Source organism: Pseudomonas sp. B15(2017) (assembly GCF_002113215.1).
Classification (GTDB): Bacteria; Pseudomonadota; Gammaproteobacteria; order Pseudomonadales; family Pseudomonadaceae; genus Aquipseudomonas.
Window position 1 is genome coordinate 85,642 of the sequence record NZ_NEJZ01000021.1, and the last position, 19,499, is coordinate 105,140.

The following is a 19,499-nucleotide window of genomic DNA, read 5'->3' on the forward strand; positions in this document are numbered from 1 at the left end:
AAACGGGCGCAGGGGCTTTATACTCCCGCGCCCGTTTTGCTCTTGAGGACTTATCTCGTGTCCAACGTCGTTGCCGATCATCTGGTTTTGCTCGACCACCTGCGCAGCATCCTGGTCGCCGTAGGTGAGGCCGATCAGGTTCCCGAAGAAAGCCATGCCCTGTTCCTGGAGCGTTTCGACGAACTGCTGGCTTCACTGCCGATCGAGCCGATCGAAAGCCAATACCTGGGCCAGGACATCCTGACTCAGGTGATTACCCGTTACCCGCAAATTGCCCACCTGATCCCGCGGGATCTGCTGTGGTTCTTCGCCGGCGACTGCCTGCACTACCTGTCCGACGAAGAAATCGACATGTATCAGGCGCTGGAAGAACGCCGCTACGAAGCCGAACAGAACGACGAACCGTTCGACTGGAACCAGGAAAAACAGCTGCTGGCGATGTCCGCCCAGGACAGCAAGCACTGATTTTTGCCTGATAAAAAAAGGCCCGCATGGTGATCCATGCGGGCCTTTTTCATGGGGTCAAAGCAACCCTTCACTCTCGGGCAATTCGTACTCGGCCAAAGGTTTTGTTCCGCCAGACTTTCCCGGTTTGCTCAGGGTCGGCTCTTTCCCCAGGCACTCCACCAGATAGTCGATGAACACCCGCAGCTTCGGCGGCAAATAGCGCGTCGGCGAGTGCAGCAACCACAATCCGCCGTGGTAGGACGCCAGGAATGTCCAATCCGGCAACACCTGTACGATCAGCCCCTGCTCCAGTGCATAACGCGCAGTGAAATACGGCAGGCTGCCAATACCGATGTGCTGCAACACCGCGCCCAGGCGCACGCCAGTGTGATTGGCGGCATACCGGCCGCGCACGCCGACGGTGACGGCTTTCGTGCATTTCTTGAATTTCCAGCGCGCATCGCTCGGAGTTTCGCCCAGATAGATGCAACTGTGGTTGAGCAAGTCGTGGGGATGAGTCGGCGTCCCGCGTTCAGCCAGGTATTGCGGTGTCGCGCAGAGCAAATGATCGATGGTCAGCAGTTGTCGTCCGACCAGTCCGGCCGGTGGACGATCCGTGATGCGAATGGCCAGATCGACATGGTCGTCGATCAGATCCACCTGGCGGTCTTCGAGCAACAACTCCACATCGACTTTCGGATAGCGCCGCAAAAACTCCGGCATGTGCGGATGAATCACGAAACGCCCCACCGCTTTCGGCACGCTGACCCGCACCAGCCCTTCGGCTTCGTGGTTGAACTGGCCGCTGATCTCCATCACCGACTTCGCTGCACTGACCATTTCCTGACAGCGCTTGAACACCTCTTCCCCGCCATCACTCAAGCGCAGTTTGCGCGTGGTGCGTTGGAGCAGCCGCGTGGCCAGTGCCTTCTCCAGCCGGGAAATACTGCGGCTGACCGCCGACGGCGATGAGCCCAATTGGCGAGCGGCTTCGGAGAAGCTGCCGGTCTCGACGACCTTGACGAAAATCGCCATTTCACCGAGCAGCGGCAGGGGAAGATTTATGCTCACAGCGCAACAGTCCTTTGATGTTTGAACGGATTATCACGTTATTGCACGATTCATATAATTAAAAAAGAAACTTTAATAAGGGCATGGAATATGACGCTTCGCCTCTTTTTCCATAGTGATGACCTCAAGGCCAATGTGGAAGTCCTCGACTGCACGCCCCACGAGAACGAATTCGCCGTTGTGTTGCGCGCCACGCTTTTTCATCCTCAGGGTGGTGGCCAACCCTGTGATACCGGCTGGATTGGCGACAGCCAAGTGCTGCGGGTCGTCCAGGAAGCGGACCGAATCATTCATTTCATCAATCAACCGGTGCCGCTGGGCATGACCCAGATTCGTGTCGACGAAGAACGCCGCCGCTTTAATACCCGCATGCACTCTGCCGGGCATCTGATCGGCCACTTTGTCCAGGCCCTGGGCTGGATGCCGGTCAAGGCCCACCACTGGCCGGACGAGGGCCGGGTGCAATTCAAACCTGGAGATTCGGCCCAGGAAGTCGATGCACAAATTGTTCAGTTCGGCATCGGCCAGTGGATCGAACACGATCTGCCACGCCTGACATCCCTGCGCGAAGGCGCGCGGGAAATCGGTTTCGGTGAACTGCCAGCCTATGGCTGCGGCGGCACCCATGTACGCAGCCTGAAGGATCTGGGCACAGTCACGATCGCGTCCCTTTCGCAGAAGAAAGGCACGTTGTCCGTCCACTACAGCGTGGATTGAGGATTTCGGGCGCTGCCAGATGCAGCGTCCGGCGCCGGGGGAACCGCGTTCGCCGGTTCCGTTGACTATTCGATAGATGGACCTGAAACCATGATGCTTGACGTCGAGCGTCTCGATGAGACGTGCATAAAAAAACTGGCCAACGAAGAAGTCCTCGCCATCCGCGTCAAAGGCTTTCTGCCCCACGCGCAGGCGATCCAGATTGGTGACAAGATCCTCGCCCCTGGCTTCGAGGGTTACATCAACGCGCCCAGCATCGGCCGGATCGGCATGGCGTTCTACGAGGCGGAAAACCAGCCGCTGCTGATCGAAGATTATTTCGAGCGCGCCACCAGCAACATCGCCGAACTGCGTAACCGTTGCGCGCCCTACTCGTCGCCGGTCGACACCCTGCGCTGCATGCTCGATGAATCCTGGCCCGCAGGCGCCCATCTGGAGAACCTCTATGGGCGCAAGATGTACGTTGGCCTGTCCCGGGTAGTGAAACCGGGCGTGTGCTTCCTCGCCCACCACGACATATTCGCCAAGGATGCGCCGGAGAGTTTCCAGGCTCGCAGTCTGGAGGCGCAGTTCGCCTGCAACGTCTACCTCAACATGCCGACTGAAGGCGGCGCATTGCAGATGTGGGAAGACGACATCTCGCCAGACCGTTTCGACGAAATGCGCGGCGACAGCTACGGCATCGACCCTGCGCTGCTCGGCCCGCCCGCCCTCGAAGTACGCCCGGAACCGGGGGATTTCATCATGTTCAATTCGCGTCGCATGCACTCGGTGACGCCGGGCGTAGACGATCCGCGCCTGAGCCTATCGTTTTTTGTCGGCTATCGCGGCAATGCATCACCCCTGACTTTCTGGAGCTGAAATGACATCGAATTACCTGGGCGAGTTTCTGGCACTGGCCACCATCCACTTTCTGGCCGTGGTCGCTCCCGGCCCGGACTTCGCCGTGACCATCCGCCAGAGTGTGCGTTTCGGCCGACTGGTCGGCATCTGCACGGCATTGGGCATCGGCGCGGGAATTTCCGTGCACGTTCTGTACACCCTGCTGGGCGTCGGCGCCTTGATGCACACCACGCCCTGGCTGCTGACCGTCGCCAAAGTGGTCGGCGGCGCTTACATTCTTTACTTGGGCATCAGCCTGATCCGCAGCAAACCCAAGACGACAATGGAAGGCGAAAAAGCCAGCGACGAACCGCTGGTCGAGCAATCGCTGTTCAAGGCGTTCTCCACCGGTTTCCTGACCAACGCCACCAACCCCAAGGCCACGCTGTTTTTCCTGGCGATCTTCACCACGATCATCAGCGCCAGCACGCCGCTGCAAATCCAGGCCCTGTACGGGTTGTGGATGTGCGGGGTGAATGCGTTGTGGTTCGTGATCGTCGCGCTGTTCTTTTCCAGCAGCAAAGTGCGCGTGCTGTTCATGCGCATGGGCCACTGGTTCGAGCGCAGCATGGGGGTGATTCTGATCCTGTTTGCCGGGCGTCTGGTGCTGTCGATGTAAGCACATTGATCGGAGAAGCCCGACCCAGACAGATTGGGCGGGCTTTTTCGATTCTGCGCCGCTTTTGCATTTCTGTGCGACGCGTCCCACTTCGGGGGCTCCCCTATCACTCGCGGGTGGTGTTAGTTTGCGAAACCGTCTGACGCATCGATCAGACACTTCCTACTCACCGCCTGCAAAGGAATGCCCTTAGCAATGGACTTTTCACTCAAGCAACTGGCCGCCTCGACGCTGATTCTGGCCAGCCTTTCGTCCGTCACACTGCCAGCCCACGCCAACCTGACCGAGCAGCAGAGCGCGACCATCCTCAAGACATTCAATGAGGCAAAAGTCAGTGATTTCAGAGCGTTTCTCGGCGATCTGGCCAAGAACGACCTGAGCAAGACCGACGATCTGCGTCCCGCCATCAGCGCCTTCCTCGACAACAAGACGCTGACCGCCGAACAACAGAATGAGATCCATCGCCTGCTCGGCCTCTACACCCGCGTAAAGTACGGCAAAGCCGCTCTGGAAACCCTGCGCGAACTGGTGGAAATCCCGACCTTCCGCAAGGACGGTGTCGATCAGCACGACAACCCCGAATTCATCAAGATCGCCGGCAAGATCAAGGATCTGGCGGAGTCTTTCGGCCTGAACTATCGCAACATCGACAACCGCGTTTACGAAATCTCCCTCGACGGCAGCGGCAAGGAAGTCGTGGGCATTCATGCGCACGCCGACGTGGTGCCGGTAACACCGGAGAACTGGGTGCTTAAGGACGGCACCAAACTTGATCCGTTCAAGGTCACGCTGATCGGCGACCGCATGTACGGCCGTGGCACCGAGGACGATAAAAACGGCATCGTCGTGACGCTGTATGCCATGAAGGTGATCAAGGAAGAAAAGCTGCCGCTGGCGCGCAATTTCAAACTGCTGGTGGACACCACCGAAGAAACCACCGGCGACGCGATTCCCTACTACTTCGAACGCAACCCGACGCCGGAGTACAACCTGGCACTGGACGGTGGCTACCCGGTGGTGATTGCCGAGAAAGGTTACGGCACGGTCATGGCCAAGTTCGCCAAGCGCAAAGCCGAGGGCAAAGGCGCGGAGCTGGTCTCGATGACCGGAGGCATGGCAACCAACCAGATTCCGTCTGTTTCCGCCGTCACGCTGGTGACCGACAAACCCGCCGAACTGGCGGCCAGCCTGCAAAAGGCCGGCACTGAATATGCCAAGCAAAATGGCGGCGATTTCGAAGTGAACGCCAAGGTCGATGGCAAAGACGTCAAACTCACCGTCACCGGTGTTTCCGCGCACTCATCCGAACCGGAATCCGGGGTCAACCCGGTTGCCCGTATGCTCGACTTCATTCACAGCGTGGACGGCAAGATTGCGTTCAAGCACAACCACATCACCGACGCTGCGCACTACGCCGCTGACAATTGGGGTCTGGATTACAAGGGTGGCAAGTTGGGCGTCGGTTTCGCCGATGACTTCATGGGCCCGTTGACCACGTCGCTGACCTACGTCGGCATGGACGACAAAACCTTCAAACTCGCGGTCAACCTGCGCGTGCCGAAGGGCAAGTCGCCGGAAGTGCTCAAGACCGAAATCGCCGACAAACTGGCAGCCTGGAGCAAGAAAAACCATGTCGCGGTGAACTTCGACTATTCGATCGCCGAACCGATGTACCGCAACCCTGAAGGCGAGTGGGTCAAGGCACTGTTGGCCGTGGCCACCGAAAACCTGGGCATGAAACACGAGTTCGGCACCTCGGCCGGCGCCACCTCGGTGCATGAACTGCCGAACGGCGTGCAATTCGGCCTGGCACGACCGGAGGTCAAGTACACCGGTCACACCGATGGCGAATTCAAGACCGTTGACCAGTTCTTGCTGGACCTGCAGATCGTCACGGAGATGATGGGGCGTATCGGGCAACTGCCGAAGCTCTGATGGCGTTTCGGGCCTGCCCCGTTGGCAGGCCCACAAAAAGACCTCGCGGTCTTTTTTACTGCGTGACAAAAAACGCACAAACAAAAACGCCGCTCATCACTGAGCGGCGTTTTTGTGAATTTGGAGCGGGAAACGAGACTCGAACTCGCGACCCCGACCTTGGCAAGGTCGTGCTCTACCAACTGAGCTATTCCCGCAATGGCGTCCCCTAGGGGACTCGAACCCCTGTTACCGCCGTGAAAGGGCGGTGTCCTAGGCCACTAGACGAAGGGGACAGGCTACAACTTTCACTAATAAAAACGCCGCTCTTTGCAAAGCGGCGCTTTTTGAATTTGGAGCGGGAAACGAGACTCGAACTCGCGACCCCGACCTTGGCAAGGTCGTGCTCTACCAACTGAGCTATTCCCGCAAATGGCGTCCCCTAGGGGACTCGAACCCCTGTTACCGCCGTGAAAGGGCGGTGTCCTAGGCCACTAGACGAAGGGGACACGCTACCCGGAACACATGGTGTGTGTTTCGGTGTCCAGATCCGCCTCCGAAGATTGGGTTCTGGTTTCACTCAGCACCGCCGTTAAGCGTCGCTGTTTAAAATTGGAGCGGGAAACGAGACTCGAACTCGCGACCCCGACCTTGGCAAGGTCGTGCTCTACCAACTGAGCTATTCCCGCATTGGCGTCCCCTAGGGGACTCGAACCCCTGTTACCGCCGTGAAAGGGCGGTGTCCTAGGCCACTAGACGAAGGGGACACACTACAACATTCACTCCCTGCTGCGTTTCGCTGTGTGCTTTACGCTGCAAGTGGCGCGCATTCTATGGATGGATTGAAAGGTCGTCAACCCCCAGATATAAATTTATTTAAATCAATGACTTCGACCTGCTTTACCGGCCGTTTCCGGCTTTTGCGTCGCCCGACGATTGACGCCTATATTCCGACACTCGCCAAGGCGTTATAGTCCACCGCAAAGGTGATGGCAATCTGCACCCCAAGGGCCAGCATTTATATAAGCGGCTCCCTGGCCGATACAGATAACAGCTTCGCCGATCCAAACCCGTCGAGCGGCGCTAGGCTCCTCCATGCCAAGCCACTACACTCGCACGCGAACCCTATAAAGAGGTCTTACCGGTGACACCACTCATGATCACCCTGCTAGTCATAGCCGGGATCGCAATCTTGATCGCCATTGGCTACATGAACCATGTGGTGGAAAACACCAAACTGGAGAAGGCCCGCACCAAGGTCGAACTCAACGACCGCCTGCGCCGCTGCGGCGAACTGACCGAAACCTTCCCCGGCCAGTTCATGACCCCGGCCCTCAAGCTGCTGCTGACCCGCCTTGAGCTGAATGTCTGCCAGCGCCTGCTGAACCTGGAAAAAACCAGCGCCACCACCAAGGCCCGCATCACCGAACTGAGCGCCCTCGTCGCCCAGGGCGAATCGATCCCGGTCAACAACCCGCCGGCCCCGATCCAGACCGAAGCCAAGGCCAAAGACGTTCGCTTCCTCCTCGAAGCCCTCCACGGTCAGATCACCCGCGCCGCCCAGGACGGCTTCCTGCCACCGAACGAAGCCAAACACTGGATCCGCGAAGTACGCCACATCCTCGTCCTGCTGCACATCGAGTTCTTCAACAACCTCGGCCAGCACGCCCTCCAGCAAAACCAGCCAGGCCAGGCCCGCCTCGCCTTCGAACGCGGCGTGCAATACCTGCGCAAACAGCAGGACCCGCAAATCTACGCCGAACAACTCCAATACCTGGAAAAACTCCTGGCCCGCGCCAACGCCCAGGTCATGGACAAAATCGCCCCGGTCGAAGGCGAAGAAAACCAACTGACCGCCGGCCTCAAAGATGTCGAGGCTGACGCGGACTGGAAGAAGAAAGTGATCTACGACTGAGTCCAGTCAAAGAGAGAAGCCACCGAGAGGTGGCTTTTTTGTTGGCTTAAGTTCAGGAGTAAACCAGAAAGCCCTCAGCCGACTGGCAAACAGCATTCGCGAGCAAGCTCATTCCCACAGAAAGCAAAAGCAGCCGCACCCACTCCTCACCACGATGAGCGTTAGCTCGAGTAAGGCTTTTGACGTACCGGCCCCATCGGCCGGCTGAGTGGAGGGATTTATCCGGGGGTGGGAGCGCAGCGACCGTGCGGCGAAGCCGCATGCATCGAGAGGAGGTGCAGCGAAGCAAACCGTAGGCGATGCCCCCGGATGAATCCCGTAACGAAGGAACACCGAGCCAAAGCGAGGTGCCGAACGCCGGGGCCCAGCGTTTTTGGTTACTTTTTTGGCGTTTGAAAAAAGTGACTCGCCGTAAGGGCGAAACCGCCAGCAGCAGCACCCGCAGAAACGGATATAAACGCAATAAAACGGGAACCTGGTCGGCCCGAAGGCCGCCAAGGTCAAAGCCGAAAATGCCCCACCATCCCCTTGAGCTCACTCCCCAACTGCGCCAGCTCAACACTCGAAGCCGCATTCCCCCGCATGGCAATCGAAGACTGATCCGCACTCGCCCGAATACTCGTCACACTGCGATTGATCTCCTCCGCCACCGAACTCTGCTCCTCGGCCGCCGCCGCAATCTGCTGGTTCATCTGCTGAATCAACGAAACCGCCGCCGCAATACTCCCCAACGCACTCTCGGTCTGCAACGCATCACTCACCGCCAGCTTCACCAGCTCGCCGCTGCTCTGAATCTGCTGCACCGATGAATGCGCCGCCGAACGCAAGGCACTGACCAGCCGCTCGATCTCCTCGGTCGACTGCTGAGTGCGCCGAGCCAGCGCCCGCACTTCATCGGCGACCACCGCAAAGCCCCTGCCCTGCTCACCCGCCCGCGCTGCCTCGATCGCCGCGTTGAGCGCCAGCAGGTTAGTCTGCTCGGCAACACTCTTGATCACCTCAAGCACCGTGCCGATATTCTGGATTTCCGCACTGAGGCTTTCGATGCTCGAACTGGCCGACGTCGCCGAATCCGCCAACTGCTCAATCCGCGCCATGCTCTGGCGCACCACCTGCTGGCCACTTTCGACCTTGCCGTCAGCAGTCTGCGCCGCAAGCGCCGCCTCTTCTGCATTGCGCGCCACATCGTGTACGGTGGCGGTCATCTGATTCATCGCCGTGGCGACCTGTTCGGTTTCCTCTTTCTGGCTGCTGACCTCAAGGTTGGTCTGTTCGGTCACCGCAGACAGCGATTGTGCCGAACTGGCCAGTTGCTCGATCCCCGCCTGCAATCCGCTGACAATCGTGCTCAAACCCGCGCCCATCTGCTGCATGGCCAGCATCAACTGGCCGATTTCGTCGCGGCGGGAGACCTCGATCGTTGCACTCAGATCACCGGCAGCAATCTGTTGCGCCACGTGAATCACGCTGCGCAACGGCGCCACGATCAGGCGGGTGATCACCCACGCCGCGATCAGCCCGACCAGCAACGCCAGCGCCGATGAGCCAATGATCAGCACCGAATTCTTTTTCAGTTCGCCCTGCATCGCGCTGTCTTGCGCGACATACGCCTGATCGACCCGCGCCACGACTTCGTCGGCCCGCTGATGCAACTGCTGATAGACGGTCTTTTCCTGGGCCAGCAACCCGGTGTACTCGGCAAGCTTTTCACTGAAACCGGCAATGTGTCCGGAGACCTCATTGAGCACCGTCAGATAGCCTTCGTCCTTGACCGTGGTTTTGAGCTGTTCAGCCTGGGCCTGAGCCTGCGCGGCCTGTTCGATATTGCCCTGGCCGGCACTGTCATCACCCTTGCGGCTTTGATCCAGGCGTACCCGCGCTTCGTTCATCGCCTGCAACATCAAGCGTGAGACCTGGCTGACCTGCCCAGCCTGCTCGATGAACTGCGCCCCGTCCTTGCCCTCGCTGTCTTTCAGCGTGTACGCACCGTCGTCGGCCAGACCGGCCTGCAACACATCAAGATTGTTGGCGACGCTGGACACCGACCAACTGGCCATTTCCAGCGCCAGGTCCTTGGCCTGGGACAACGAGACGAATTCATCGAACGCCTTGCGGTATGCGCCCAATGACTGTTGAACGTCGCTCATGACCGACTCGTTGCCCGGCGACAAAATCTTGAGTTGGTCGGCCATGGCGATCAGGCCATCGACACCCTCGTGCAAGGCATCGACGGTTTTCGGATTGCCGTGCAAGGCGTAATCCTGCTCCAGCAGCCGCACCTTGAGCAGGCCACTGTTGAGCGATGACATCTGCTTGAGCCCGTCGAAGCGATGACTGATGGTTTGCAGTGACCAGACGCCAATGGCCGCCACCAGAGCAGTCAGCAACAACACCAGCACAAACCCGATACCCAGTTTTTTCGCCATACCGAGGTTGGCAAAACGTCCTTGCACGGCCGAAATCATTGCGCGTAGTCCCCTGCCATAGTCTGTTACCGAAGATTCGCAACGGCCTTGAAGCAGCACAAGTCTCTGGCGTCGGAATAATGGCAAAAAGCTACGCACGCGTCGTTTTCAGAACGCTTGAGGTCGATCCACGGTCGTGCTTCGAAAAAACTGTCGCGCCCGTGGATCACAGGCGTAAGCCACATTGATGCGCTGCCAGTCGCAGGCTTCGCCACTGGGGCTGAACGAGGTTGCACAAGACAACTGCACCCCGCAGCGCGACGCTTGCCTGCGCAAATGCTGCTCACCAGCCCGTGGCGCGCGCGCCCAGATGAACAGCCCGCCCGAGGGTTTGCCGAACACTTCCCAGTCAGCATCTTCCAGGGCCTGCAAGGCCGCCACACGATCGGTATTGAGGCGCTGACGCTGGCGCTGCACCAGTTTGCGATAGGCGCCGCTGGCCAGCATCCCGGCCAGCACCGCCTCAGAGAACCTCGAGGTGCCCATGCAACTGATCATCTTGACCCGCGCCATCCGCTCGATCAGCTCACCATCGGCCAGCACGAAACCCACTCGCAGCGAGCTGCTCAGGGTCTTGGAAAAGCTGCCGAGGTAAATCACTCGCCCCTCGTCATCCAGCGCAGCCAGGCGAGTGCCACTGCCATTGTGCAGGTCGGCGTAGACATCATCTTCTATCAGCCGCAGGTCATGGATTCTGCTCAATTCGAGGATGCGTCGAGCGACCGCCGGCAACAGGCAACTGCCCGTAGGATTGTGGTGATGACTGTTGATGAACATCGCGGTGGGCCGAAACTGCCGCAGCAACGCCTCGAGCGCCTCGACATCCGGACCGACCGGCGTGCGGCGAACCTCCAGCATGCGCACGCCATGCAAGCGCAGGAGATCGAACAGTGGCGCATAACCGGGAGTTTCGACCACGACACAATCGCCGGCCTTGAACAACGTGCGCACGATCAGATCCAGCCCGTGGCTGGCGCCAGCGGTGGTCATCACCTGCCCCTCGACAGCCTCGATACTCAGCAATCCCAGGCGCTTGACGATCTGCTCGCGCAACGCCGGCAGGCCCAGTGGCGTGCTGTAGTTGAACAGGCTGGCCATGTCGGCCCGTGTTACCTCGCGGATCGCATAACCGAGATCGTCGGGCTCGCGCCAACTCTCCGGCAGCACGCCACTTCCCAGCGTCAAACCGCTGCGCCAGCCGGAGGCCGGATCGCCCCCGTTGCGCTCCCTCTCGCACCCTGAGCCATCGATTGCCTTGCAGCAACCGGGCAACGAAGCCGCCACCATGAAACCCGAGCCCTGACGCGAGGCCAGAACCCCTTGCGCCACCAGCCGCTCGCAAGCCTCCATGACACAGGACTGGCTGAGCAGATTGCACCGCGCGATCTCTCGCACGGAGGGCAGACGCGTCATCGGCGGCAGCTGCCCCTGCATGATCCACTCGATCAATCCGTCAACAATCTGCTGTACGACCGGCACCATTGCCAGTCGGTCAATTCTCAATTCCATGAGCACGCAAACTCCTGTCCATTTTGCTGGCGGCAGTTAATCACAGCCGCGCCCTTCAGGCTGTGCGACAAAACCGCCAAAAGCCTCCGTTCTCACCATTTGATACACATTGTTTAGCGGATTCACGGAACCGCTCCCCAAGTAAAAAAAATCCGCCGAAGGGCGGATTCTTTCAAGCATCAGTCAATGTCGCCTTAGAAGGCGGTCACGCCGCCATCCACGGCCAGCGAATGGCCGGTGGTAAAGGCCGCACCATCGCTGCACAGGTACAGCACGGCGCTGGCAATTTCCTCGACCTTGCCGATGCGCCCGACCGGGTGCATCGCGTTGGCGAATTCGCCTTTCTTCGGATCTGCCTCATAGGCGCGGCGGAACATGTCGGTATCGATCACCGCCGGGCAAACGGCGTTGACGCGGATTTTCTTCTTGGCGTACTCGATGGCGGCGGACTTGGTCAGGCCGATCACCGCATGCTTGGAAGCCGCGTAGATGCTCATCTTCGGCGCAGCGCCCAGCCCAGCCACCGACGCAGTGTTAACGATCGCCCCGCCGCCCTGGGCCAGCAGCAACGGCAGCTGATACTTCATGCACAGCCAGACGCCCTTGACGTTGACGCCCATGATCGCATCGAACTCATCCATCGAGCCTTCGGCCAGTTTGCCCTTCTCGATCTCGATCCCGGCGTTGTTGAAGGCATAGTCGAGACGGCCGTAGGTATTGATCACCTCGTCCATCAGATTTTTCACTTCGCTTTCGACGGTCACGTTGCAGCGCACGAAAGTCGCTTCGCCGCCGGCTGTACGAATCAGCGCCACGGTGCCCTCGCCCCCGGCCGCATCCAGATCGGCCACCACCACTTTCAGACCTTCGGCGGCGAATGCCTGGGCCGTCGCGCGGCCGATGCCGTTGGCCGCGCCGGTGACCACGGCTACCTGACCGGAAAACGTCATGCTCATTGTTATGTCCTCGAATGCGGGGGATTGATGAAGGCAGCATAGCCACAGGGGCCTGAGTGACGTCAGCACTATCAAAAGGCCGGTTAGGCTTGCATGAATCGCAGTGATGAAACCCCGCCGGGGACTATCACCGTACTGGATCGGCCTGCATTCGCCCCGTGAGCCAACCTTGCGACATCGCGCATGAAGGTCTATCAACAAGGCTTCATTCATTTCGAGTGCCTGTCATGACCAACCAGACCAATCGCCAGTTCCTGCTCGCCAAACGCCCGGTGGGCGCCGCCACCCGCGAGACCTTCACCTATCAGGAAGTACCGGTCGGCGAACCGGCGGCGGGGCAGATTCTGGTCAAGAACGAATACCTGTCCCTCGACCCGGCCATGCGCGGCTGGATGAATGAAGGCAAGTCCTACATTCCGCCGGTGGGTCTGGGCGAAGTCATGCGCGCCTTGGGCGTAGGCAAAGTCATCGCGTCAAACAATCCGGGGTTTGCCGTTGGCGACTACGTCAACGGTGCCATTGGCGTGCAGGATTATTTCCTCGGCGAGCCAAGAGGTTTCTACAAGGTCGATCCGAAACTGGCACCGCTGCCGGTTTACCTGTCCGCATTGGGCATGACCGGCATGACCGCCTACTTCGCCCTGCTCGATGTCGGCGCACCGAAGGCCGGCGACACCGTGGTGTTGTCCGGCGCAGCGGGCGCGGTCGGCAGCATTGCCGGGCAGATTGCCAAGATCAAGGGTTGCCGGGTGGTCGGGATTGCCGGCGGCGCCGACAAGTGCAAGTTTCTGGTCGATGAACTGGGCTTCGACGGCGCCATCGACTACAAGAGCGAAGACGTGTTGGCCGGCCTTAAACGCGAATGCCCGAAAGGCGTGGACGTGTATTTCGACAATGTCGGCGGCGACATCCTCGACGCCGTGCTCAGCCGTATCAACCTGAAAGCACGCGTGGTGATCTGCGGCGCCATCAGCCAGTACAACAACAAGGAAGCGGTCAAAGGCCCGGCCAACTACCTGTCGCTGCTGGTCAATCGCGCGCGGATGGAAGGCTTCGTGGTGATGGACTACGCCGCACAATACGCCAGCGCCGCCCAGGAGATGGCCGGCTGGATGGCCAAGGGTCAGCTCAAGAGCAAGGAAGACATTGTCGAAGGCCTGGAAACCTTCCCGGAAACCCTGGGCAAACTGTTCAGCGGTGAGAACTTCGGCAAGCTGGTGTTGAAGGTCTGAAAACAAGGAAGGGAGCCATTGGGCTCCCTTCTTGATGCTTCAGCTGTTCGCTCAGGCCAGTTGCGCAACCACCGAGGCCAGTGCCTTGGCCGGATCTGCCGCCTGGCTGATCGGACGGCCGATAACCAGATAGTCGGAACCCGCATCCAGGGCCTGACGTGGAGTCAGGATGCGACGCTGATCGTCCTGGGCGCTGCCCGCCGGGCGAATCCCCGGGGTCACCAGTTGCAGCGACGGGTGCGCGGTTTTCAGCGCAGTGGCTTCCAGCGCCGAGCACACCAGACCGTCCATCCCGGCCTTCTCGGCCAGTGCCGCCAGACGCAGCACCTGCTCCTGCGGCTCGATGTCCAGACCGATACCGGCCAGATCCTCACGTTCCATGCTGGTCAGCACGGTCACGCCGATCAGCAATGGCTGCGGGCCGCTGCGCTTGTCCAGCTCTTCACGGCAGGCCGCCATCATGCGCAGGCCACCGGAGCAGTGAACGTTGACCATCCACACGCCCATCTCGGCAGCGGCCTTGACCGCCATCGCCGTGGTGTTGGGAATGTCGTGGAATTTCAGGTCCAGGAATACTTCAAAACCCTTGTCACGCAGGGTGCCGACGATTTCCGCCGCGCAACTGGTGAACAATTCCTTGCCCACTTTGACCCGGCACAGCTTCGGGTCCAACTGGTCGGCCAGCTTCAGTGCGGCGTCACGGGTGGGGAAATCCAGGGCGACGATGATAGGAGTCTGGCAGGCGGACATGGGTGGGCTCTCAGGCAAGTCGAAATCGGCGCGCATTGTAGCGGAACCGGCGACGGCGCGGCACCCGATGATCGGTAAATCGTCGCGCCAACCGTGATCAGCATAGCCCTGCAGGATATTGTGTCGAAGCCGATACACAACCGACACGCCGGCAACATGCGCCCGCGCTAGCCTCGCCAGCCGCAACAAGTCCTTACAGCAGCCCTTCCCGCCTCACGGCCGGACGCCTATGCTGAAACCACAACCTCGCAGCCTATCTTTGTGGTTGGCGGCCTACTGGCAGATGAACAGCCTCATGCACAACTCCCAAGTCTCCGTTAACGACGAGCAGAAAGACGACAAGCGCTGGAACATTCGTGCCCTGATCGTCGACGATGACGTGCCGATCCGCGAACTGATGATCGACTACCTGGCCCGCTTCAACATTCACGCCAGCGGCGTCACCGACGGAGCGGCGATGCGCCAGGCGATGCAGGCCGAACACTTCGACGTGGTGGTGCTCGACCTGATGCTGCCCGGCGAAGACGGTTTGTCGCTGTGCCGCTGGCTGCGCGCGGAGTCGGACATCCCGATCCTGATGCTCACCGCCCGCTGCGAACCCACCGACCGGATCATCGGCCTGGAACTGGGTGCCGATGACTACATGGCCAAGCCGTTCGAACCTCGGGAACTGGTGGCGCGGATCCAGACGATTCTGCGTCGGGTACGCGACGACCGCACCGAACAGCGTGCGAACATCCGCTTCGACAACTGGCGCCTGAACAGCGTCCTGCGCCAGCTCATCGCTGACGATGGTCTGGTGGTGCCGCTGTCCAACGCCGAATTCCGCCTGCTCTGGGTGTTCATCGAACGTCCGCGCCGGGTCCTCAGCCGCGAACAGTTGCTGGACGCTGCCCGAGGTCGCTCGATCGAAGCCTTCGACCGCAGTATCGACCTGCTGGTCTCGCGTCTGCGGCAAAAACTCGGCGATGACCCCAAAGCCCCGCAACTGATCAAGACCGTACGCGGTGAAGGCTACCTGTTCGACGCACGAGACATCGGCTGATGCGGGCGCGCTTCGACACGCTGTTCGGCCGCCTGTTCGGCGTGCTGTTGGTGGCGATCGTCCTGGCGCATTTGCTGGCCTTCGCCTGGTTCCGCCTCTACGGCCCGCCACCACCGCCACCGCCGCCGGAGTTCTCGGAAAGCCTCGACAGCAAACAGCCGCCACAGGATCCGCGCTACCCGCCCCGCCCGCCGCGCCCCTGGTTCGGCGGGCCGATCGTGCCGCTGACTTTTCAGTTCATCTCGCTGATCATCGCCGCCTGGTACGGCGCCAAACTGCTGACCCGGCCTATCCAGCGCCTGAGCGATGCAGCCGAACGCCTGAGTGAAGACCTCGACAGCCCGCCGCTGGACGAAACCGGCCCCCGGGAAGCACGGCAGGCTGCGCACACGTTCAACTTGATGCAGCAGCGCATCCGCGAACAGGTGCAGCAGCGGGCGCGGATGCTCGGCGCCGTCTCTCACGACCTGCGCACCCCGCTGTCGCGGCTGAAACTGCGCCTGGAAAACATCAACGACGACAAACTGCAAGGCCAGATGCGCCAGGACCTGGACGACATGATCGGCATGCTCGACGCCACCCTCACCTACCTGCACGAACAGCGCACCAGCGAAGCCTTGCAACTGATGGACGTGCAGGCGCTGGTCGAATCCCTCTGCGAAAACGCCCAGGATCAAGGCGCGGACGTGCAGGTCAGCGGCCATTGCGCACCCTTGCAGGTGCAGCCGATGGCACTGCGCTCATGCATCAACAACCTGATGGACAACGCCCTGCGCTATGCCGGCCACGCGCTCATCGAACTGCAAGACCAGCGCGAACAATTGCTGATCCACGTCATCGACCATGGCCCGGGCATCGCGGCGGACAAGCGTGAAGCCGTATTCGAACCGTTCTTCCGCCTCGAAGGCTCACGCAACCGCAACTCCGGCGGCGTCGGCCTGGGCATGACCATCGCCCGGGAAGCGGCGCAGCGCCAGGGCGGACAACTGACCCTGGCAGAAACACCCGGCGGCGGCCTGACCGCCGTGATCCAACTGCCTCGCCACTGCGCCTGACTGTGTACCGACCGGTACAAACCTCACATACCCACGACACGTTGCGACTGGAGGCTGCATAAGCCGGTACACCCACCGGTTTTCCAGTCCAAGGAGTGAGCCCGATGATCGGTAGCGTCAGCAACTACACGAGCTATACCAGCACCAGCAGCACCTCCACGCAAAACGCCCGCAGCCAGCAACTGCAAAAGGAACTGTTCGCCAAACTCGACAGCAACGGCGACGGCGCGGTGGATCAGGACGAACTGGGCAGCGCCCTGTCGCAACAGTCCAACGACGGCCTGCTGGTCAGCCTGAACCAACAATTCGGCGATCTGGACAGCGACGCCAGCGGCAGCCTCAGCGCCGAAGAAATGACCGCCATGGCCCCACCGCCACCACCGCCCCCTCAAGCCTCCAGCGACGAACTGTTCAGCCAACTCGATGCTGACGGCGACGGCACGGTGACCGCCACCGAACTGAACAGCGCGTTGCAGGTCAGCGACAGCACCGCCTCGAACAACACCGACACCGCTGCCGCCCTGCTCAAGGTGCTGGACAGCGACAGCAGCGGTGGCGTCAGCAGCGACGAACTGAAAGCTGCACTGCATGCAGCTCGCGAACACCCAAGCGACGAAGAAACCGCCAGCAGTAACCAAACCACTACCGAAGCGCTGAACCGCATGATCGCCAACCTGAGCAAGCAGTACTCGCTCGAAAACACCGCATCGGTGGGCAAGTATTTGAATGTGGCGACGTGAGGTAATCCAAAAAACAGGATGAGCGTCAGCTCGACAGCGCTCTTGATCTTGATCCGCCCGCCCCTTCGGAAGGCTGAGTGGAGGTGTTCATCCGGGGATTGGCACGCAGTGCCGTTTGGCGAAGCCGGACTCATCGACAACGTCGATGCCCCCCGGAGGGACGTCGGAGCGAAGGAACCCGAGCCAGCGAGGGCCGAACGCCGGGGCGAGTGAACGGCCGCCAAGGCTCACCATCAACGCCGATCGTCGACCCGAGCCTGACTCTTGCTCCAATCCGTCAACAAACTATAAGCGACCGCCAAAAGCGTAGGCCCGATAAACAAGCCGATAAAGCCAAATGCAATCAACCCGCCAAACACCCCAAGCAACACAATCACCAACGGCAGATTCCCGCCACGGCTGATCAGATACGGTTTGAGCACGTTATCCACGCCACTGATGACGAACGTCCCCCAGATCCCGAGAAACACCGCCATTCCGTACTCACCCTTCCAGGCCAGCCACGCCGTGGCCGGAATCCATACCAGCGGCGGCCCCATCGGAATCAGACTGAGCAGGAACGTCACGATCCCCAGCACCAGCGCCCCCGGCACCCCGGCAATCAGGAACCCGATCAGCGCCAGTATCGCTTGTGCCGCCGCCGTACCGATCACCCCGTTGACCACCCGCTGCACCGTACCGGCCACCAGATCGATGTAGTAACCGGCCCGATCACCGATAAGGCGCTGCAGCAGACTGTGCACGAACGCCGCCAATCGCGGTCCGTCACGGTAGAAAAAGAACACGAAAACAATGCTCAGGGTCAGCTCGAGAATTCCGCTGCCGATCTGCGCACTGCGCGCCAGCAACCAGTTGCCGACCTGCCCCAGATAAGGTTTGACCGTCACCATCAGGGCCGCGCCCTGCTGATCGATGCTGTTCCAGATTCCCACCAGCCGTTCACCCACCAGCGGCACGCCGCCCAGCCAGCTCGGTGCCTCGGGCAATCCATCGACCTGCACATCCTTGATGAACGCCGTGGCATCACGCACGTGATCGGCCAGGTTAAAGCCGAGCCACACCAGCGGCCCCGCCACCAGCAACATCCAGCCCATGGTCAGCAACAGGGCCGCGAGGGATTCCCGGCCACTGAGCCAGCGGGTCAGCAGACGCATCAGCGGCCAACTGGCAAACGCCAGCACCGCGCCCCAGAACAGCGCCGACCAGAACGGCGCCATCACCCACAGGCTGGCGCCGAACAGCACCAGCAACAGGATCTGCACCAACAGGCGATCGTTATTGAGCATGCGAGGTCTCGAAAAAAACATTCATCCAAAGAGTAGGCGAACACGCGGCGCGTGCCCGCCCGATACACCTACCGCAACAGATCGATGCGCAGACCTTCGCCATCGACACTGCCGGTTTCCATTCGCGCGGCACGCACGCCCTGCCCGATCAACGCCTGCCGCCAGGCCTCGGCTTTCGGCCCGGACACCGTGACCCGCAAGGTGGTGTCGAGGTTCAGACCACGGGACAGCAAACGCAGCCAGGTATCATCCGGATCGCCAACCAGCTTCGGAAAATCCAGTTCGCCAGTGCTTTTCAACTCCCGCAGCAGCGTGGCCGAGGTCGGCAGCAGGTCACCGAGCGGTGCCAGCGCCTGGAACTGTTCAACGTGCAGATAGGCTTTGCGATTGCCGCGAGTGATGCTGTAAAGCGCCACCAGCGTGTTGTCGCGCGGCGCCGCGAGCCTCAGCAGCAGATAGGCCTGCTGCTCGTCGGCACCGTACAGTTTGGCGTTGCCGAACACCTCGTTGGCCCACAGGCTGCTCTCGCCGCAATCCCGGGCCTGGCACCAGAACAACAGTTGGGCATCCTGCTTTTGCAGGGCTTCGCGAGCGAGAGTGAAAGCTTCGGTGGCGGAATGTTCCGGCGGCAACTCGTAGGTCACCGAGGTGGTTTGCCCCCGGGCGCTGACCTGACCGTCGAAACGCAACTGGCCGCTGATCTTGCGGATCGAGCCGAGCGGGTAGATCCGCTCCAGCTCTGCGGCAGGGCGATAGTCGACGATCTGCGCATCGGCCACACGCGGCACGATCGGCAGATCCTGACTGCCCGGCAGGTCGGCAGCGAATGGAAAGGGACTGAAACAGCACAGCGCCAGCAGACTGATAGATCGCATGGACAGGCTCATCGCAGGGAC

General features: G+C 60.7%; 17 protein-coding genes, 6 tRNA genes and 1 pseudogene. 10 read left to right on the forward strand and 14 right to left on the reverse strand.

Annotated elements, in window-relative coordinates; translation table 11 throughout:
* The first annotated feature begins 57 nt into the window (after positions 1–57).
* Complete coding sequence (locus tag CAF73_RS26035) at positions 58–465, forward strand: PA2817 family protein (protein ID WP_007950758.1); 408 nt, start codon at positions 58–60, stop codon at positions 463–465.
* A gap of 57 nt (positions 466–522) precedes the next feature.
* Here the strand turns inward: CAF73_RS26035 and CAF73_RS26040 are convergent, their stop codons facing one another.
* A complete protein-coding gene (locus CAF73_RS26040) occupies positions 523–1,518 on the reverse strand; it encodes a LysR family transcriptional regulator (RefSeq protein WP_085704765.1) in 996 nt (331 codons plus the stop codon).
* A gap of 90 nt (positions 1,519–1,608) precedes the next feature.
* Here CAF73_RS26040 and CAF73_RS26045 point away from each other — a divergent pair, with 90 nt between their 5' ends.
* The 4 genes from CAF73_RS26045 (at position 1,609) to CAF73_RS26060 (ending at position 5,671) form a co-directional block, all read left to right on the forward strand.
* Positions 1,609–2,235: a hypothetical protein gene (locus tag CAF73_RS26045; protein WP_085704767.1), complete on the forward strand. Its 627-nt coding sequence runs from the start codon at positions 1,609–1,611 to the stop codon at positions 2,233–2,235.
* Positions 2,236–2,325: 90 nt separating this feature from the next.
* Positions 2,326–3,096 carry a 2OG-Fe(II) oxygenase gene (locus CAF73_RS26050; protein ID WP_085704769.1) on the forward strand — a complete coding sequence of 257 codons (771 nt, stop codon included), beginning with the start codon at positions 2,326–2,328 and terminating at the stop codon, positions 3,094–3,096.
* A 1-nt stretch (position 3,097) separates the two neighbouring features.
* Entirely contained in the window at positions 3,098–3,736 is a 639-nt protein-coding gene (locus tag CAF73_RS26055; RefSeq protein ID WP_085697017.1) for a LysE family translocator, read from the forward strand.
* A gap of 195 nt (positions 3,737–3,931) precedes the next feature.
* Positions 3,932–5,671 carry a dipeptidase gene (locus tag CAF73_RS26060; RefSeq protein WP_085704771.1) on the forward strand — a complete coding sequence of 580 codons (1,740 nt, stop codon included), beginning with the start codon at positions 3,932–3,934 and terminating at the stop codon, positions 5,669–5,671.
* Positions 5,672–5,792: 121 nt separating this feature from the next.
* On the opposite strand, the gene CAF73_RS26065 is transcribed toward CAF73_RS26060, so the two are convergent.
* From CAF73_RS26065 to CAF73_RS26090, 6 genes are all read right to left on the reverse strand, one after another.
* Positions 5,793–5,868: transfer RNA gene (locus tag CAF73_RS26065), tRNA-Gly, on the reverse strand.
* A gap of 2 nt (positions 5,869–5,870) precedes the next feature.
* A tRNA-Glu gene (locus tag CAF73_RS26070) sits at positions 5,871–5,946 on the reverse strand.
* Positions 5,947–6,004: 58 nt separating this feature from the next.
* Positions 6,005–6,080 (reverse strand) — tRNA-Gly (locus CAF73_RS26075).
* 3 nt (positions 6,081–6,083) lie between these two features.
* Positions 6,084–6,159: transfer RNA gene (locus CAF73_RS26080), tRNA-Glu, on the reverse strand.
* Positions 6,160–6,263: 104 nt separating this feature from the next.
* Positions 6,264–6,339, reverse strand: a tRNA-Gly gene (locus tag CAF73_RS26085).
* Positions 6,340–6,341: 2 nt separating this feature from the next.
* Positions 6,342–6,417, reverse strand: a tRNA-Glu gene (locus CAF73_RS26090).
* A 389-nt stretch (positions 6,418–6,806) separates the two neighbouring features.
* Between CAF73_RS26090 and CAF73_RS26095 the strand changes: the two genes are divergently transcribed.
* Positions 6,807–7,565 carry a hypothetical protein gene (locus CAF73_RS26095; protein WP_011335462.1) on the forward strand — a complete coding sequence of 253 codons (759 nt, stop codon included), beginning with the start codon at positions 6,807–6,809 and terminating at the stop codon, positions 7,563–7,565.
* 500 nt (positions 7,566–8,065) lie between these two features.
* On the opposite strand, the gene CAF73_RS30860 is transcribed toward CAF73_RS26095, so the two are convergent.
* The 4 genes and pseudogenes from CAF73_RS30860 to CAF73_RS26110 all read right to left on the reverse strand — a co-directional run bounded on the left by CAF73_RS30860 (position 8,066) and on the right by CAF73_RS26110 (position 12,495).
* The gene (locus tag CAF73_RS30860; RefSeq protein WP_371807389.1) at positions 8,066–8,947 is read right to left on the reverse strand and encodes a methyl-accepting chemotaxis protein; all 882 of its coding nucleotides are present in this window, start codon (positions 8,945–8,947) and stop codon (positions 8,066–8,068) included.
* Positions 8,927–10,030, reverse strand: a pseudogene (locus CAF73_RS30865) (HAMP domain-containing protein); the annotation flags it as partial. The gene CAF73_RS30860 and the pseudogene CAF73_RS30865, both read right to left, overlap by 21 nt.
* Positions 10,031–10,138: 108 nt before the next feature.
* Positions 10,139–11,539, reverse strand: coding sequence for a PLP-dependent aminotransferase family protein (locus tag CAF73_RS26105; RefSeq protein ID WP_085704773.1), 1,401 nt, complete (start codon positions 11,537–11,539; stop codon positions 10,139–10,141).
* A 194-nt stretch (positions 11,540–11,733) separates the two neighbouring features.
* On the reverse strand, positions 11,734–12,495 hold the full coding sequence (locus CAF73_RS26110) for an SDR family oxidoreductase (protein ID WP_007917441.1): 762 nt from the start codon (positions 12,493–12,495) through the stop codon (positions 11,734–11,736).
* Positions 12,496–12,722: 227 nt separating this feature from the next.
* Here CAF73_RS26110 and CAF73_RS26115 point away from each other — a divergent pair, with 227 nt between their 5' ends.
* Positions 12,723–13,727, forward strand: a complete 1,005-nt coding sequence (locus tag CAF73_RS26115) for an NADP-dependent oxidoreductase (RefSeq protein WP_085704775.1) — start codon at positions 12,723–12,725, stop codon at positions 13,725–13,727.
* A 51-nt stretch (positions 13,728–13,778) separates the two neighbouring features.
* Here the strand turns inward: CAF73_RS26115 and pyrF are convergent, their stop codons facing one another.
* Entirely contained in the window at positions 13,779–14,477 is a 699-nt protein-coding gene (gene pyrF, locus CAF73_RS26120) for an orotidine-5'-phosphate decarboxylase (RefSeq protein WP_170929700.1), read from the reverse strand.
* Positions 14,478–14,760: 283 nt separating this feature from the next.
* Here pyrF and CAF73_RS26125 point away from each other — a divergent pair, with 283 nt between their 5' ends.
* The 3 genes from CAF73_RS26125 to xopAW all read left to right on the forward strand — a co-directional run bounded on the left by CAF73_RS26125 (position 14,761) and on the right by xopAW (position 17,317).
* Complete coding sequence (locus CAF73_RS26125) at positions 14,761–15,522, forward strand: response regulator (RefSeq protein ID WP_371917913.1); 762 nt, start codon at positions 14,761–14,763, stop codon at positions 15,520–15,522.
* Positions 15,522–16,577, forward strand: coding sequence for a cell wall metabolism sensor histidine kinase WalK (locus CAF73_RS26130; RefSeq protein ID WP_085697025.1), 1,056 nt, complete (start codon positions 15,522–15,524; stop codon positions 16,575–16,577). Before CAF73_RS26125 ends, CAF73_RS26130 begins: the two co-directional genes overlap by 1 nt.
* Positions 16,578–16,681: 104 nt before the next feature.
* Positions 16,682–17,317, forward strand: a complete 636-nt coding sequence (gene xopAW, locus CAF73_RS26135) for an EF-hand domain-containing protein (RefSeq protein WP_085697026.1) — start codon at positions 16,682–16,684, stop codon at positions 17,315–17,317.
* 233 nt (positions 17,318–17,550) lie between these two features.
* Here xopAW and CAF73_RS26140 read toward each other — a convergent pair whose 3' ends face one another.
* Positions 17,551–18,603 (reverse strand): AI-2E family transporter, encoded by a 1,053-nt coding sequence (locus CAF73_RS26140; RefSeq protein WP_085697027.1) that lies wholly within the window; start codon positions 18,601–18,603, stop codon positions 17,551–17,553.
* Positions 18,604–18,671: 68 nt separating this feature from the next.
* Positions 18,672–19,478: a DUF4892 domain-containing protein gene (locus CAF73_RS26145; RefSeq protein WP_085697028.1), complete on the reverse strand. Its 807-nt coding sequence runs from the start codon at positions 19,476–19,478 to the stop codon at positions 18,672–18,674.
* Positions 19,479–19,499 lie beyond the last annotated feature (21 nt).